At 66.6% G+C, this 14,452-nt stretch carries 13 protein-coding genes; 10 read left to right on the top strand and 3 right to left on the bottom strand.

What is annotated here, in order from left to right; all coding sequences use genetic code 11:
- Window positions 1–6 precede the first annotated feature (6 nt).
- Complete coding sequence (locus AC5RU7_RS00825) at window positions 7–564, bottom strand: DUF1697 domain-containing protein (protein ID WP_494050699.1); 558 nt, start codon at window positions 562–564, stop codon at window positions 7–9.
- A 43-nt stretch (window positions 565–607) separates the two neighbouring features.
- Window positions 608–1,327, bottom strand: a complete 720-nt coding sequence (locus AC5RU7_RS00820; RefSeq protein WP_009356552.1) for an IclR family transcriptional regulator — start codon at window positions 1,325–1,327, stop codon at window positions 608–610.
- A 114-nt stretch (window positions 1,328–1,441) separates the two neighbouring features.
- On the opposite strand from AC5RU7_RS00820, the gene leuC reads away from it, so the two are divergent.
- From leuC to AC5RU7_RS00790, 6 genes are all read left to right on the top strand, one after another.
- The gene (leuC, locus tag AC5RU7_RS00815) at window positions 1,442–2,914 is read left to right on the top strand and encodes a 3-isopropylmalate dehydratase large subunit (RefSeq protein WP_494050698.1); all 1,473 of its coding nucleotides are present in this window, start codon (window positions 1,442–1,444) and stop codon (window positions 2,912–2,914) included.
- Window positions 2,915–2,923: 9 nt separating this feature from the next.
- Window positions 2,924–3,526 carry a 3-isopropylmalate dehydratase small subunit gene (gene leuD / locus AC5RU7_RS00810; protein WP_494050697.1) on the top strand — a complete coding sequence of 201 codons (603 nt, stop codon included), beginning with the start codon at window positions 2,924–2,926 and terminating at the stop codon, window positions 3,524–3,526.
- Between the two features lie 148 nt (window positions 3,527–3,674).
- A complete protein-coding gene (murA, locus tag AC5RU7_RS00805) occupies window positions 3,675–5,000 on the top strand; it encodes a UDP-N-acetylglucosamine 1-carboxyvinyltransferase (protein ID WP_133346377.1) in 1,326 nt (441 codons plus the stop codon).
- Between the two features lie 9 nt (window positions 5,001–5,009).
- Window positions 5,010–5,783, top strand: a complete 774-nt coding sequence (locus AC5RU7_RS00800; RefSeq protein ID WP_494050696.1) for a lysophospholipid acyltransferase family protein — start codon at window positions 5,010–5,012, stop codon at window positions 5,781–5,783.
- Window positions 5,780–6,832, top strand: a complete 1,053-nt coding sequence (locus AC5RU7_RS00795; RefSeq protein ID WP_494050695.1) for an NAD(P)H-dependent glycerol-3-phosphate dehydrogenase — start codon at window positions 5,780–5,782, stop codon at window positions 6,830–6,832. The genes AC5RU7_RS00800 and AC5RU7_RS00795 overlap by 4 nt, the downstream gene beginning before the upstream one ends.
- A 2-nt stretch (window positions 6,833–6,834) precedes the next feature.
- A complete protein-coding gene (locus tag AC5RU7_RS00790; protein WP_494050694.1) occupies window positions 6,835–7,974 on the top strand; it encodes a D-alanine--D-alanine ligase family protein in 1,140 nt (379 codons plus the stop codon).
- 44 nt (window positions 7,975–8,018) lie between these two features.
- Here AC5RU7_RS00790 and AC5RU7_RS00785 read toward each other — a convergent pair whose 3' ends face one another.
- Entirely contained in the window at window positions 8,019–8,522 is a 504-nt protein-coding gene (locus AC5RU7_RS00785; protein WP_494050693.1) for a DUF3515 domain-containing protein, read from the bottom strand.
- A 116-nt stretch (window positions 8,523–8,638) separates the two neighbouring features.
- On the opposite strand from AC5RU7_RS00785, the gene AC5RU7_RS00780 reads away from it, so the two are divergent.
- The 4 genes from AC5RU7_RS00780 to AC5RU7_RS00765 all read left to right on the top strand — a co-directional run bounded on the left by AC5RU7_RS00780 (window position 8,639) and on the right by AC5RU7_RS00765 (window position 14,442).
- Entirely contained in the window at window positions 8,639–10,006 is a 1,368-nt protein-coding gene (locus AC5RU7_RS00780) for a hypothetical protein (RefSeq protein ID WP_494050692.1), read from the top strand.
- Between the two features lie 135 nt (window positions 10,007–10,141).
- On the top strand, window positions 10,142–11,179 hold the full coding sequence (gene thiL, locus AC5RU7_RS00775) for a thiamine-phosphate kinase (protein ID WP_494051334.1): 1,038 nt from the start codon (window positions 10,142–10,144) through the stop codon (window positions 11,177–11,179).
- Window positions 11,180–11,201: 22 nt separating this feature from the next.
- The gene (locus AC5RU7_RS00770; RefSeq protein ID WP_494051333.1) at window positions 11,202–12,188 is read left to right on the top strand and encodes a DAK2 domain-containing protein; all 987 of its coding nucleotides are present in this window, start codon (window positions 11,202–11,204) and stop codon (window positions 12,186–12,188) included.
- Window positions 12,178–14,442, top strand: coding sequence for an ATP-dependent DNA helicase RecG (locus AC5RU7_RS00765; protein WP_494050691.1), 2,265 nt, complete (start codon window positions 12,178–12,180; stop codon window positions 14,440–14,442). The genes AC5RU7_RS00770 and AC5RU7_RS00765 overlap by 11 nt, the downstream gene beginning before the upstream one ends.
- Window positions 14,443–14,452: the final 10 nt, after the last annotated feature.

Genomic DNA, 14,452 nt, shown 5'->3' with positions numbered 1-14,452 from the left:
CGGCTCCTACCGCTGCCCGCCGGCCCCCTCCAGCGCGGCCGCGGCGTCACGGACCTTGATGAGCGTCCGCAGGTTGCGCGTTGTGGTGGCTGACTTGAACTTTGCCTTTGCCGAGAGCTTGCTGAAGGGGCTGTCCAGCGTTTCGCCGGCCGGTGCCAGCCAGGCCAGGGCTTCCGGGCCGAGCCGCTGTTGATGGTTGCCCTCGAGGGCGGCACCGGCGGCGTCAAGGTCGTCCAGCACCCTGGGGTCCGACGACAGCGTGATGTAGGTATGGGTGGACTTGTCGTCCGCCGGCCAGGGGCAGGCTTCCACCAGCGCAGCCACCCGGGCTGCGTCCAGGACCACCACCCAGGCCTCGTAGCCGAAGGCGGTGCGGAGGCACTCTTCGCATTCGCGCTTGACGGCACCGGCATCACGGCTGCTGGTGAGCACCACGTTTCCGCTGGCCAGCAGGGTCTTTGCGTCGGCAAAGCCGCAGCCGTTCAGGGCCTCGCGCAGATCCGCCATCCTGATATTGATCCCGCCCACATTGATGCCGCGAAGGAACACCGCATAGCTGCCCATGGGCACAGCCTAGCGCCCGGGGCCTGGCGCCGCGCGGGACCCGTCAGTCGTTGTTCTTGCGCAGGGCCTCGGTGAGGATGCGCCCGGCGTTGCACACCACTTCCGCGTGCAGCCGGCCGGGCTGGCGGGTGAGCCGCTCGATGGGACCGGAGATGGACACGGCGGCGATCACGCGGCCGGACGGGCCGCGTACCGGTGCAGAGACGGAGGCGACCCCCGGCTCACGTTCGCCGAGGCTCTGGCCCCAGCCCCGGCGTCGTACGCCCGCCAGCACGGTGGGCGTGAAACGGGCGGACTGCAGGCCCTCCAGCAGGCGGTCGTGGTCCTCCCACGCAAGAAGCACCTGCGCAGCTGATCCTGCCTTCATGGACAGCTGGGTGCCGACCGGAATGGTGTCGCGCAGGCCGATGGGGCGTTCCGCCGAGGCCACGCATACGCGCCAGTCGCCCTGGCGGCGGAAGATCTGCGCGCTCTCGCCGGTGGCGTCCCGGAGCTGCATCAGGACAGGTCCAGCGGAGGCGATCAGGCGGTCCTCGCCCGCGGCGGACGCCAGCTCAACGAGCCTGCTGCCCAGGACGAAGCGTCCCTGGATGTCCCGGCTGACCAGCCGGTGGTGGACCAGCGCGAGGGCAAGGCGGTGGACAGTGGGCCGCGCCAGGCCCGTGGCAGCCACCAGCTGTGCGAGCGTGGTGGGGCCGGCCTCGAGTGCATCAAGCACCTGGGCAGCTTTATCAATGACACCGACTCCACTAGAATTGTCCATGTAATGATATTGCCGTCTCAATATCTGAGATGCAAATCTTTCGGCTGGCGCACGGTGAAGCCGTCCTGATTCAGTTGGAACAATCAATCACAACAGCAGTGAAGGGAGCTGGCCATGGCAAAGACATTGGCCGAGAAAGTCTGGGACGCGCACGTGGTGCGCAAAGGTGACGGCGACGGAGCCAACGCCCAGCCCGACCTTCTCTTCATCGACCTTCACCTGGTCCACGAGGTCACGTCGCCGCAGGCCTTCGAAGGCCTGCGGCTGGCCGGACGCAAGCTGCGACGTCCGGACCTGACCATTGCCACGGAGGACCACAACACTCCGACGCTGGACATCGACAAGCCTATCGCCGACCTCACCAGCCGCACCCAGATCCAGACCCTGCGTAACAACTGTGCCGAGTTCGGCGTCCGGCTGCACAGCCTGGGCGACGCCGAACAGGGCATCGTGCATGTGGTGGGCCCGCAGCTGGGGCTGACCCAGCCCGGCATGACCGTGGTTTGCGGCGACTCCCACACCTCCACCCATGGTGCCTTCGGTGCGCTGGCGATGGGCATCGGGACGTCCGAGGTGGAGCATGTGATGGCCACCCAGACGCTCTCCCTGAAGCCGTTCAAGACCATGGCCATCAACGTTGAGGGCACCCTCCGTCCCGGGGTTACCGCCAAGGACATCATCCTCGCCGTTATCGCCAAGATCGGCACCGGCGGTGGCCAGGGCTACGTTCTGGAATACCGCGGATCAGCCATCCGCGCCCTGTCCATGGAAGCCCGGATGACCATCTGCAACATGTCCATCGAGGCGGGCGCCCGCGCCGGCATGGTGGCGCCGGATGAAACCACCTACGAATACATGAAGGGCCGCCCGCACGCGCCGGAGGGCGCCGACTGGGACGCCGCCGTCGAATACTGGAACACGCTGAAGACCGACGACGACGCCGTTTTCGACGCGCAGGTGGACCTGGACGCCAACGCCCTGGAGCCCTTCGTTACCTGGGGCACCAACCCGGGCCAGGGCGTATCGCTGTCCGAATCCGTGCCGTCGCCGGAGGACTTCGGCGACGAGAACGCCAAGGCGGCAGCGGAGCGCGCCCTGCAGTACATGGGGCTTGAGGCCGGCACGCGCATGAAGGACATCCGCGTCGACACCGTCTTCCTGGGTTCCTGCACCAACTCCCGGATCGAGGACCTCCGTGCAGCGGCTGACATCATCCGGGGCCGGGAAAAGGACCCGCAGGTCCGCATGCTGGTGGTTCCCGGGTCCGCGCGGGTCCGCCTGGAGGCCGAGGCCGAGGGCCTGGACCGCGTGTTCAAGGACTTCGGTGCCGAATGGCGCTTCGCCGGCTGTTCCATGTGCCTGGGCATGAACCCGGACCAGCTGGAGCCGGGGGAGCGCTGTGCCTCCACCTCCAACCGCAACTTCGAAGGACGCCAGGGCAAGGGCGGCCGCACCCACCTGGTGTCCCCGGTGGTTGCCGCGGCAACAGCCATCCGCGGCACGCTCAGCTCGCCGTCGGACCTCGGCCCGGCCCCTGAACCGGCGGCGAAGCCTGCCGGAACCGCCATCCGCACCGACGCAGCCTAGGAGCCAGCCATGGAAAAGTTCACCAAGCACACCGGCGTCGGCGTCCCGCTGCGCCAGAGCAACGTCGACACCGACCAGATCATCCCCGCGGTCTACCTCAAGAGGATCACCCGCACCGGCTTCGAGGACGCCCTGTTCTCCGCCTGGCGCAAGGATCCTTCGTTCATCCTGAACCAGGAGCCGTTCAAGGCCGGTTCTGTCCTGGTGGCCGGCCCGGACTTCGGCACCGGGTCCTCGCGTGAGCATGCGGTGTGGGCCCTGAAGGACTACGGCTTCAAAGCGGTCCTTTCATCCCGGTTCGCGGACATCTTCCGCGGCAATTCGGGCAAGCAGGGACTGCTCGCCGCGCAGGTGGCCCAGGATGATATCGAGCTGATCTGGAAAGAGCTGGAGAATGCTCCGGGCACCGAAGTTACAGTGGACCTGGAATCCAAGACAGTGGTGTGCGGCAACATCGTGGCGCCGTTCGAGATCGACGACTACACCCGCTGGCGCCTGCTGGAAGGCCTGGACGATATTGGGCTGACCCTGCAGCACGAGGCGGACATCACTGCGTACGAGGCCACCCGCCCCGCCTTCAAGCCGAAAACCCTGCCGGCCAGGCTTTCCTGACCGCTCCAGAGCTTCCGTCCGCAGTACCCGGGCCCCGCCACACCACGTCGGCGGGGCCCGCGTATTTCGGTTCGGTAACACGACCTCCTATGCTTGGTTGGAGCCTTTGCAAGGATTTGGGGGCGAGTAATCGTGAGGAAACCGGTATATGAGTAGTGTTCTGACAATCCGCGGCGGAGTCCCGCTTACAGGCCGCGTCAGCGTCCGGGGGGCAAAGAATCTGGTTCCCAAAGCCATGGTGGCCGCGCTGCTGGGCAATGAACCGTCGGTGTTGCGGAACGTCCCGGAAATCAAGGACGTGGAGGTCGTCACCTCCCTGCTGCAACTGCACGGCGTCACGGTGGTCAAAGACCCTGTCAACGGAGATCTCACCCTTGATCCCAAGGACGCGAAGACGGCGCCGAGCACTGCGATCGACGCGCACGCCGGCGATTCCAGGATTCCCATCCTGCTCTGCGGACCCTTGATCCATGCGATCGGCGAAGCTTTCATCCCGGACCTGGGTGGCTGCAAAATCGGCGACCGCCCCATCGACTACCACCTGGATGTCCTCCGCCAGTTCGGAGCCGTGGTGGAGAAGCGTCCCGGCGGTATCCACATCTCCGCCCCCAAGGGACTTCACGGCGCCAAGATTTCCCTGCCGTACCCGTCGGTGGGCGCCACGGAGCAGGTGCTTTTGAGCGCCACCCGCGCCGAAGGCATCACGGAGTTGTCCGGTGCAGCAACCGAGCCCGAGATCATTGACCTCATCGCCGTGCTGCAAAAGATGGGCGCCATCATCAGCGTCCAGACCGACCGGACCATCCGCATCGAGGGTGTCCGCGACCTGGGCGGCTACAACCACCGTGCCCTGTCCGACCGCAACGAGTCCGCATCCTGGGCCTCCGCCGCCCTGGTCACCCGCGGCGACATCTTCGTTGAGGGTGCATCGCAGCGCGACATGATGACTTTCCTGAACACCTACCGCAAGGTGGGCGGCGGAATGGACATCGGCGAGGACGGGATCCGTTTCTACCACCCGGGTGGAAAGCTGAACCCGCTGGTCCTGGAAACCGACGTCCACCCCGGCTTCATGACCGACTGGCAGCAGCCGCTGGTGGTGGCCCTCACGCAGGCTGAGGGCGTGTCCATCGTCCACGAGACGGTCTACGAGAACCGGTTCGGCTTTACAGACGCCCTCATCAGGATGGGAGCCAGCATCCAAGTCCACCGCGAATGCCTGGGGAGCGTCCCCTGCCGGTTCGGGCAGCGGAACTTCCTGCATTCGGCAGTGATTTCCGGCCCCACCCAGCTCAAGGGAACAGACATTGACGTGCCGGACCTCCGCGGCGGCTTCAGCCACCTGATCGCCGCGCTGGCAGCTACCGGAACCTCACGGGTCACCGGCATCGACATCATCAACCGTGGCTACGAGCGCTTCACCGAAAAGCTCGCCGGACTCGGTGCCGATTTCGACATCACCACCAAGAAGTAGCGGGGGACGGTGAAGGAATCGGCCAAGAGCCGCGCGACCTTCGTGGCGGTCGCGGCGATAGTACGTCCCCTGTTCAACCTCATGATGGACAAGAAGTGGGAGGGCACCGAAAAGCTGCCCGCGGGAGGCTTCATTGCCGCGCCAAACCACTGCACCGAGATCGACCCCCTGATCATCGGCCACCTCCTCTACAACCACAAGCGCGCGCCGCACTTCCTTGCGAAGTCCGCACTCTTCAAGGTTCCGGTCCTGGGCTGGGTACTGCGGGCCACCAAGCAGATCCCGGTGGAACGTTCGACGGCGGGGGCGAACCGATCCCTGCAGGTCGCCCAGGAAGTGGTCGCCGAGGGCGGGGCCATCATCATCTACCCCGAGGGAACCCTCACCCGCGATCCCGACCTGTGGCCGATGAAGGGCCACACCGGCGCGGCACGTCTGGCCCTTGAGGGCGGCATCCCCGTGGTGCCGATTGCCCACTGGGGCGCGCACGAGGTCTTTCCGCGCTATGGCAAACGGTTCCATCTCTTCCCGCGGAAAAAGTCGCGGGTTGTTGTTGGCGAGCCGGTGGACCTCAGCGCGTTCTCCGGAAAGCCCCTGGACAAAGCCACCCTCACGGCGGCCACCGACGTCATCATGGACGCCATCACCGGCCTCCTGGCTGACCTGCGGGGTGAGCAGCCGCCGGCCGAGCGCTGGGATCCGGCGCGGAAGCAGCAGGCAAAGCACGGGAGGTTCGTTGAACGCGGACAGCAGCAGTCCGCCAACGGGACGGATGCCCAGTGACGCTTAACGCGGACCTGACCGGTTCTGCGCAGTCCGTGGCCGTGCTCGGCGCCGGATCATGGGGGACCACATTTGCGAAGATCCTGGCCGATGCCGCCATTGCCGCGGACTCGCCGCGGGCCATCAGGGTCTGGGGCCGGCGCGCCGAAGTGGTTGAACAGATCAACGGCAGCCATCGCAATGAGCAGTACTTGAAGGACATCGCCCTTCCCGCCAGCATCACAGCCTCCACCGACGTCCGTAAGGTGCTCCACGGGGCCGACCTCGTGGTCCTGGCGGTCCCGGCCCAGTCACTGCGGCCGCAACTGCGGGAATGGAAGGCCCTGATCTCGCCGGGGGCCATCGTTGTTTCCCTCATGAAAGGCCTTGAGCTCGGCACCGACGCACGCATGAGCCAGGTCATCCAGGAGGAGCTGGACCTGCCCAACGACCGGATCGCCGTCGTCTCCGGCCCCAACCTGGCCATGGAGATTGCCCGCGAGGAACCCACCGCCTCCGTGGTGGCCTGCGCGGAACCGGCAGTCGCCGGCTGGCTGGCAAGAAGCTGCACCGCGCCGTACTTCCGGCCCTACACCACCTCGGACGTGGTGGGTGTCGAGATCGGCGGCATCGTCAAGAACGTCATCGCTCTGGCCGTGGGCATCTGCGAGGGCAAGCAGATGGGGGACAACACCAAGGCTTCGGTCATCACCCGCGGACTTGCGGAAACCTCACGGCTGGCCCTGGCTTTGGGCGGTGATGCGAAAACCATGGCCGGGCTCGCCGGCCTGGGCGACCTGGTGGCCACCTGTTCGTCGCCGCTGTCCCGGAACCATACCGCCGGGCGGCTTCTCGGCCAGGGCCTCACCCTCGAGGAAGTGGGCCAGAAGATGACCCAAACAGCCGAGGGCATAAAGTCGGGCCAGGCCGTGCACGAACTGGCGGGCAAGCTTGGCGTGGACATGCCCATCACGGCCGCCGTCGTGGCAGTGCTTGCCGGCAAGCTGTCCGTTAACCAACTGGGGACTGTCCTGCTGTCCCGGGAACTGAAACCTGAAGGCGATTACTGACCATGTCCCATGACAACCTGACCGCAGGCAAACCGGCCAAACCCCGGGTCGCGGTACTTTTCGGCGGCCGCTCCAGCGAGCATGCCGTCAGCTGCGTCACCGCTGCCGGAGTTCTCGGCGCCATTAACAAGGACAAGTACGAGGTGATTCCGATCGGAATCGCCAAGTCCGGGCAGTGGGTGCTGGCCTCCGCCGACACCGCCCAATGGTCCCTTTCCTCATCGGCGCTGCCGGAGGTTGCGCCGTCGGCGGAAACTGTCACGCTCGCCGAGATCGGCGGCGAGCACCAGCTGATCGTGGCGGCACCCAACGAAGTCCCGAAGGAGCTGGGGACCGTTGACGTGGTCTTCCCGTTGCTGCACGGCCCGTTCGGCGAGGACGGCACCATCCAGGGACTGCTGGAGCTTTCAGACACCCGCTACGTCGGCGCCGGGGTCCTGGCCTCCGCGGTGGGCATGGACAAGCACTTCATGAAGGTGGTCTTCGAGGCTGCCGGGCTGCAGGTGGGCCCATACATTGCTGTCACGGACCGGCAGTGGCGCAAGGATCCGGAAGCCGTCCGCAAGCAGGTGGATCGGCTCGGTTTCCCCGTTTTCGTCAAGCCGGCCCGCGCCGGTTCGTCCATGGGGATCTCCAAGGTGGACTCCCTGGAGCACCTGGACGCCGCCATCGAGGCGGCACGCCGGCATGATCTCAAGCTTGTCATTGAGGCAGGAATTACGGGCCGCGAGATTGAGTGCGCCGTGCTGGAAGGCAGGGGCACCGACGCCCCGCGGACCTCGATGCCCGGCGAGATTTCCGTGGCCGGCGGCGGCCACCAGTTCTATGACTTCGAGGCAAAGTATGTGGAGGACAATGCAGCGGCACTGAGCTGTCCCGCCGACATCCCCGAGGAAGCCATCGCCCGGGTCCGTGAACTTGCCGCGGCAGCGTTCGACGCCGTCGGCGCCGAGGGGCTGAGCCGGGTGGATTTCTTCTACACGCCCGAAGGCGAACTGGTGATCAACGAGATCAACACTATGCCGGGCTTCACGCCCAAGAGCATGTACCCGCAGATGTGGGCCGCGTCGGGGCTGAGCTATCCCGACCTGATCGACGAGCTCATCCACCTGGCGCTGAACCGGAAGACGGGCCTGCGCTGACGTGCCCCCGGAGGGCCCTTCCGGAGTATTCCGGAGGGGCCTTCCTATTGGCTCTGCGGCAGGTCCTGCAGCTCTTCCTGGCCAACGCAGTTCCGGGTGGCAGGGATTTTTCCGGCCGATGTGGCAAGGTCAGCGAGGACCGTGGCCGAACTGATCTTGTCAGGATCCATGAGGATCTCGGTGGCCGGTTCACGGCCATAGGTTGTCAGTGTCCACACCGGGTCGCCCTCCTTGATGACCCAGTCAATGCCGTTCACGGTCACGCACCGGTCTGTCGTCGGCCCTGGCACATTGACACCGCAGCGCAGGATGACCAGGGACGGGTCGCCCCATGCCGCGGTTCCCTGGCTGTTGGTCTTCCGCAACTGCGCTTCTCCAATCGCATCCGGCAGTGACACCATCATGGGGGCGCAGGCCGGATTGGCAGCATCCTTGGCGGCTGTGACGTCCACGGCAGGGGAACACCCGGCCAGGGAGAAAGCGGCAAGTGCTCCAACCAGTGCAATCCTGGCGGCACGGACGGGCAGGGAAGGCGTGGGGCGGTGCATTTTTCCATCATCCCGGCTTGCGCGTGGCAAGACCAATCGCCCGGCTGTTCCCTCTTGACAGCGCCCGGCTGCCGAAGTGCCCTGTTGCTTACGCGCCCTTATAAGCTGGCTTCATCATGAAAAATACCGCTGTTGCTGTGCCATCCCACAGGCTGGATCCAGAAGCAAAGACATCCCGGCCCATCCGCGCACGCAGCATCAGGGCAGCGGGTGTGCTTGCCGCCGTCGCGGGCCTGGGCTTCCTCGCATGGTTCCGGCTTCCGGAAGTGACCCGTGGCACGCTCTGGGCCGAGGACGCGGCAGTCTTCCTGGCCGACACGATGTCCATCGGTGCCTGGCAAAGCATCACCGACCCCTACGCGGGCTACCTGCACACCATCCCGCGGATTGTTTCCGGCATTGCCTATACGGCCGCTCCAATCGACGCCTATGCCACCCTTGTCTCCTTCCTGAGCTGCGTGGTGGTGGCCGCAGTTTCCGTGGCCACCTACTTCTTGTCCGCGCAGATTTTCCCCCACCGGAGCTACCGCCTGATGCTGGCCCTGATCCCGGTCCTGGTCCCCCTGGGCCCCCTTGAAGTCCTGGGGAACGTTGCCAACCTGCACTGGTACCTGCTCTGGCTCTGCCCATGGCTGCTGGTTTACGAGCCGCGTGGATGGGTGGGGCGTGCCGGGCTTTTTGTTGCCACCCTGGCCGCCGCCACCACCGAGATCATCGTGGGTATCTTCCTGCCCCTGGCCCTGTGGTCACTGGTGAAAAGGCGGAACTATGCGGCCCCGCTGGCCTTGGTTGCCGGCATCGGGCTCCAGTTGCTGGCGACGGTCGCGGATCCCCGCTACGCGGAAACGCCCCGCCTGGACTCCATGCAGCCATTGTCCGTCATCTACGGATTTATCCTGCAGGCGGTCGGCTCGATCTGGGAACAGGACGCCGGCAGGATGGCGCTGAACGTCGTGACTTTCGGTGGCTTTGCCGTCGTTGTCCCCTCCATCATCATTCTCGGGCTGCTCACCTACATCGCCGTCTACGGGCGCGCCCGCTGGAAAGTTGCAGCCCTGTATGCGGCGGGCGCTGCCGCGGCCTGCTGGGCGGCCGCCACGGTGCTCAATCCCTCACCGGAATTCGATTTCGCGAACTTCTCGAAGGACGACTGGCTGTCCGGCTTCACGTTCTTCCGCTATGCGGTTACGCCTTCCATGTTCCTGCTTGCCCTGGTGCCCATGGCCTGCGCCGTGGCTGAGGACAGGGGGGTCATCGGGCGCAACCGGGCCAGGTACCTGGCTCCTGTCCTGATGGCGGTTTTCCTGTCCACCAGCTATTTCGAGGCAACGCCTGCCAGGCAGACCGGGCCCGAGTGGACAACCGGGGTCCAGGCTGCCGCCGCACAGTGTACGGCTGACCCCTCGCTGGCCGAGGCTGTCATCGCGGTGACGCCCGCCACCTGGCAGGTGGCCGTTCCGTGCCGGGTGCTGTCCGGCCGGTAGGTGGGCGGCCCGAAGGCACCCATTGTCAGGGCCGCGCTGTAGCGTAGTGCCGTGCCTGAAAAGCCCCTGAGCAACAGTGAATCCATTCCCGCCGGCGGGAGCAGCGCCGGTCCTGTACCTCCGGACTCCTTTATCCTGGAGCCCGGCAGCCCGGAACGGCAGCCGGTCGTGGCCGGACTGTCCGAGGCCGAACTGCTGGCCAGGATCTTTCCCAGGCTTGCCATGGACAACCGGCACACCGAGGCCACACTCCTTGGCCCGGGGGATGACGCGGCGGTGCTTGCCGTACCCGACGGACGAACCGTCATCAGCATCGATACCCAGGTCGAGGACCAGGATTTCCGCCTTGCCTGGGCCAACGGCTACCGCACCACCGGCTACGACGTGGGGTGGAAGGCAGCAGCGCAGAACCTCAGCGACATCAACGCCATGGGGGCAACCGCAACATCCATGGTGGTAAGCCTTACGCTGCCGCCGGACACCCCGGTCAGCTGGGTTGAGGACCTGGCGGACGGGCTCACCGCGGGGATCCGGGAACTCGGTGCAGGCCGCTGCTCGGTTGCCGGAGGCGACCTGGGCCGGGGGCGGGAAATCTCCGTTACGGTGGCCGTCCTGGGAACGCTCGACGGCGGCGCCGCGGTCCTGCGTTCCGGTGCGCGGCCCGGCGATGTCCTGGCGCTGGCAGGCACGGCAGGCCACGCTGCTGCGGGCCTCGCGCTGCTCGAATCGGAGGTACCCGTGGACCGTATCAGCCCGGAACAGCGGGTGTTCCTCGATTTGCAATGCCGGCCGCGGCCTCCACTGTCGGCCGGTCCTGCTGCCAGGACTGCCGGGGCCAGCGCCATGCTGGACGTTTCGGACGGACTGGTCCGCGATGGCAGCCGGCTGGCGGTTGCCAGCCAGGTGGCTGTTGACCTCGACCCAAAGCAACTGGTGCGGCTGGCATCCGTCCTGCAGCCGGCCGCAGAGCTGCTCGGAGTCGATGCCAAGGAATGGATCCTCAGCGGCGGGGAGGACCACGGGCTGCTTGCCACATTCCCGTCCGGCATTCAGCTGCCTCCCGGATTCACTGCGATAGGCTCGGTACAAGCACTGGGAATCAACGAGGTTCCGGGCGTCAGGATTGCGGGCCGGTCCGCGGACACCGGGGGATGGGATCACTTTGCACACTAAGGTTGCCGCCAACGCGCAAGCGATGAAGAGGTGGCTGGGTAAGGCTGAAACTGCCCTGGGCAACCACAGCGACCGCCTGAACGCCATCAATATTTTCCCCGTGGCAGACGGGGACACCGGCACCAACCTGTACCTGACCGTCCGGGCAGCAGCGCACTCCCTCGCCGCCGGCGCGGACCAGCCGGCGCAGATGGACGTTGGTGCCGTCCTGTCCACCGCAGGGCAGGCTGCCCTTGAAGAGGCAAGGGGCAATTCCGGGACGCTGTTCTCCGTATTCCTTTGCGCCGCGGCAGAGCCGCTGGAGGGCCACACCCGGCTGACCTCCACCCTTCTGGCTGCGGCCCTGAACCGGGCCCAGATCCGCGCCTGGTCCGCCTTGAGCGACCCCGTGCCGGGCACCATGCTCTCCGTCATGGAAGCCGCGGCGCGCGCAGCGGCTGCAGTCGACGCCGGGCAGAACGGAGATGACAGCAACCATGCCCTGGGCCTGGCCCTGGATGCCGCCGTTGAGGGGGCGCTCGCAGCGGTTATCCAGACGGAGGACCAGCTCGATGCCCTGACCACCGCGCACGTTGTGGATGCCGGCGGCGTCGGCATGCTCCTGATCCTTGACTGCCTCCGCTCCGCGGTCATGGGAGTGGAGCTGCAGAGCGAACTTCTGGACGGCCTTCACGGCTACGACGTCGCGGACCCCCACATCCATGCCGACATGCCGGACGACGACGGCGTGGAGGTCATGTGCACCATCAGCCTGTCCCCGCTGAACGCCGCCACCCTCCGGCAGCGACTGGACGAAATCGGGGAATCCGTCATCATGAGCCAGGTGGGCAGCGGCGCCGACGCGGGCGGGAACTACCGCTGGCGGGTCCACGTCCACGTGCCGAATCCGGATCCTGCCGTCGCCATCATCCGGTCCCTCGGCGAACCCTCGCAGATCAGCATCAGTGAACTCGCGCTGCCGAGGGACCCCGACGCCGACGCAGTCAACACCGCCGGGCATGAACGCTGAGCTGGACCTGGCCCTGGAACGGCGCATCGGCAAACGTTCCGCCGCCGTCATCGAAAAGCACCTGGGCATCACCACGGTCGAGGAGCTGCTGAACTACTTTCCACGCCGCTACCTGACCCGCGGCGAACTGACGCCCATCAGCGACATTCCGCTCGATGAGGACGTCACCCTGATCGCACGGGTGCTCTCCAGCAGTACCCGGACCATGCGCGCCCGGAAGGGAACCATCACCGACGTCGTCATTTCCGACGACGACGGCCAGTCCGGGCTGCGCGTTGTGGGCGGCACCGACTACCGGGGGAAAGTCCCGGGTACGCTCAAGATCAGCTTTTTCAACGGTTACCGGGCCAAGGCTGAACTGCTGCCGGGCAGGAGGGCCCTGTTCTCGGGCAAGGTCACCAGCTTCAAGGGATCCCTGGGCCTGACTAACCCCGACTACCACGTCCTGGACGAGGAGCCGTTTTCCACCGGCGGGCAGGACGCCGGCAAGCTGGCCGCCATGCCCATCCCCGTCTATCCCGCAACGGCAAAGCTTCCGAGCTGGAAGATCCAGAAGGTGGTCGCCGCCTTGCTGGAGACAGCGGACCTCGCCTCACTGCCGGACCCCGTTCCACCGGCCGTGGCTGAAAGGGAGGGCTTCCTGCCCCTCCACCAGGCGTACCGGCTGATCCATGCACCCGAATCGGCCGCGGACTGGAAGCAGGCGCGGGAGCGGCTCCGGTACCAGGAAGCGCTGGTCCTGCAGGCGGCGCTGGCCCGGCGCAGGGCCCAGCTGGCGTCGGAGGAGGCCACCGCGCGGCGGCCCCGTCCTGACGGGGTACGCGCAGCGTTCGACCGCAGCCTCCCCTTCACCCTGACCGACGGCCAGGCCGCTGTGGGCAAGACGCTGGCTGGCGAGCTGGCCAGCGATGTCCCCATGAACCGGTTGCTTCAGGGTGAGGTGGGATCCGGCAAGACGGTGGTGGCGCTGCGTGCCATGCTGCAGGTGGTCGACGCCGGGGGACAGGCGGCCCTCCTGGCCCCCACCGAAGTGCTTGCCGCGCAGCATTATGATTCCATCCGCCGCACCCTTGGCCCGCTGTCCAGGGATGGCCTGCTGGGCGGCGGGGACGACGCATCCGTACAGGTCACCCTGCTCACGGGGTCTATGCCGACGGCCGCCCGCAGGCAGGCAATGCTGGACGCCGCGTCCGGAACGGCCGGGATCGTCATCGGCACCCACGCCCTGCTCAGCGATAATGTGTCCTTCTACGACCTCGGCCTGATCGTGGTGGACGAGCAGCACCGGTTCGGCGTCGAGCAGCGCGACGCACTCCGCGCCAAAGCCCGGAAACCGCCGCACCTGCTGGTCATGACTGCCACTCCGATTCCCCGAACGGTGGCCATGACCGTCTTCGGGGACCTGGAAACGTCCACCCTTGACGAACTGCCCAAGGGCCGGGCGCCCATCACCACGCACCTGGTGGGCCTCGCGGAAAACCCTGCGTGGGCCGGCCGGATCTGGGCCCGCGCGCGCGAGGAGGTCGACGCCGGCCACCAGGTCTACGTCGTCTGTCCCAAGATCGGCACCGACGACGACGGCGACTTCAGCCCCGGAGAGGCGGAACCACCTGGCCTCGACACGGAGGAAAGCCAGCGGGAACTCGCCTCGGTGACAGGCGTCGTCGAACACCTGCAGGGTGAACCCTCCCTGTCAGGGGTGCCGTTGGCTCCGCTGCACGGCCGCCAGGACCCCGAGCTGAAATCGGCAACGATGGCCGGGTTCGTGGACAACACCGTCAAACTGCTGGTCTCAACCACCGTGATCGAGGTGGGCGTGGACGTCCACAATGCAACGCTGATGGTCATCCTCGATGCCGACCGGTTCGGCATCTCCCAGCTGCACCAGCTCCGCGGCCGGGTGGGCCGCGGAGGCCTGCCCGGCACCTGCCTGCTGGTCACGGCACTCGAGCCCGGCCATCCCAGCCGGCGGAGGCTGGAAGCGGTGGCCGCGACAACCGACGGCTTCGTCCTGTCACAGGAGGACCTGAAGCTCCGCCGTGAAGGTGACATCCTGGGAGCTTCCCAGTCCGGCGGGCGTTCCACCCTGAAGCTGCTGCGTGTCCTGGAGCACGAGGACGTCATCGCACGCGCCCGGGAGGACGCGCAGGACATTGTGGCCGCGGACCCCTTCCTGTCCCGCCACCCTGAACTGGCGGATGCCATCGAGAAGTACCTCAACCCGGAGAAGGAGGCGTTCCTTGAACGCGGATAACAGGGGAGCC

This window comes from Arthrobacter sp. K410C (assembly GCF_059090105.1).
This window is presented reverse-complemented; position numbering and strand designations above follow the sequence as displayed.

Excerpts from the sequence above, each read along its gene's own strand:
- AC5RU7_RS00820 (WP_009356552.1), bottom strand. The coding sequence starts at position 1,327 with ATGGACAATTCTAGTGGAGTCGGTGTCATTGATAAAGCTGCCCAGGTG.
- AC5RU7_RS00825 (WP_494050699.1), bottom strand. The coding sequence starts at position 564 with ATGGGCAGCTATGCGGTGTTCCTTCGCGGCATCAATGTGGGCGGGATC.
- AC5RU7_RS00790 (WP_494050694.1), top strand. The coding sequence starts at position 6,835 with ATGTCCCATGACAACCTGACCGCAGGCAAACCGGCCAAACCCCGGGTC.
- leuD (WP_494050697.1), top strand. The coding sequence starts at position 2,924 with ATGGAAAAGTTCACCAAGCACACCGGCGTCGGCGTCCCGCTGCGCCAG.
- AC5RU7_RS00780 (WP_494050692.1), top strand. The coding sequence starts at position 8,639 with ATGAAAAATACCGCTGTTGCTGTGCCATCCCACAGGCTGGATCCAGAA.
- leuC (WP_494050698.1), top strand. The coding sequence starts at position 1,442 with ATGGCAAAGACATTGGCCGAGAAAGTCTGGGACGCGCACGTGGTGCGC.
- AC5RU7_RS00770 (WP_494051333.1), top strand. The coding sequence starts at position 11,202 with ATGAAGAGGTGGCTGGGTAAGGCTGAAACTGCCCTGGGCAACCACAGC.
- AC5RU7_RS00785 (WP_494050693.1), bottom strand. The coding sequence starts at position 8,522 with ATGCACCGCCCCACGCCTTCCCTGCCCGTCCGTGCCGCCAGGATTGCA.
- AC5RU7_RS00765 (WP_494050691.1), top strand. The coding sequence starts at position 12,178 with ATGAACGCTGAGCTGGACCTGGCCCTGGAACGGCGCATCGGCAAACGT.
- murA (WP_133346377.1), top strand. The coding sequence starts at position 3,675 with ATGAGTAGTGTTCTGACAATCCGCGGCGGAGTCCCGCTTACAGGCCGC.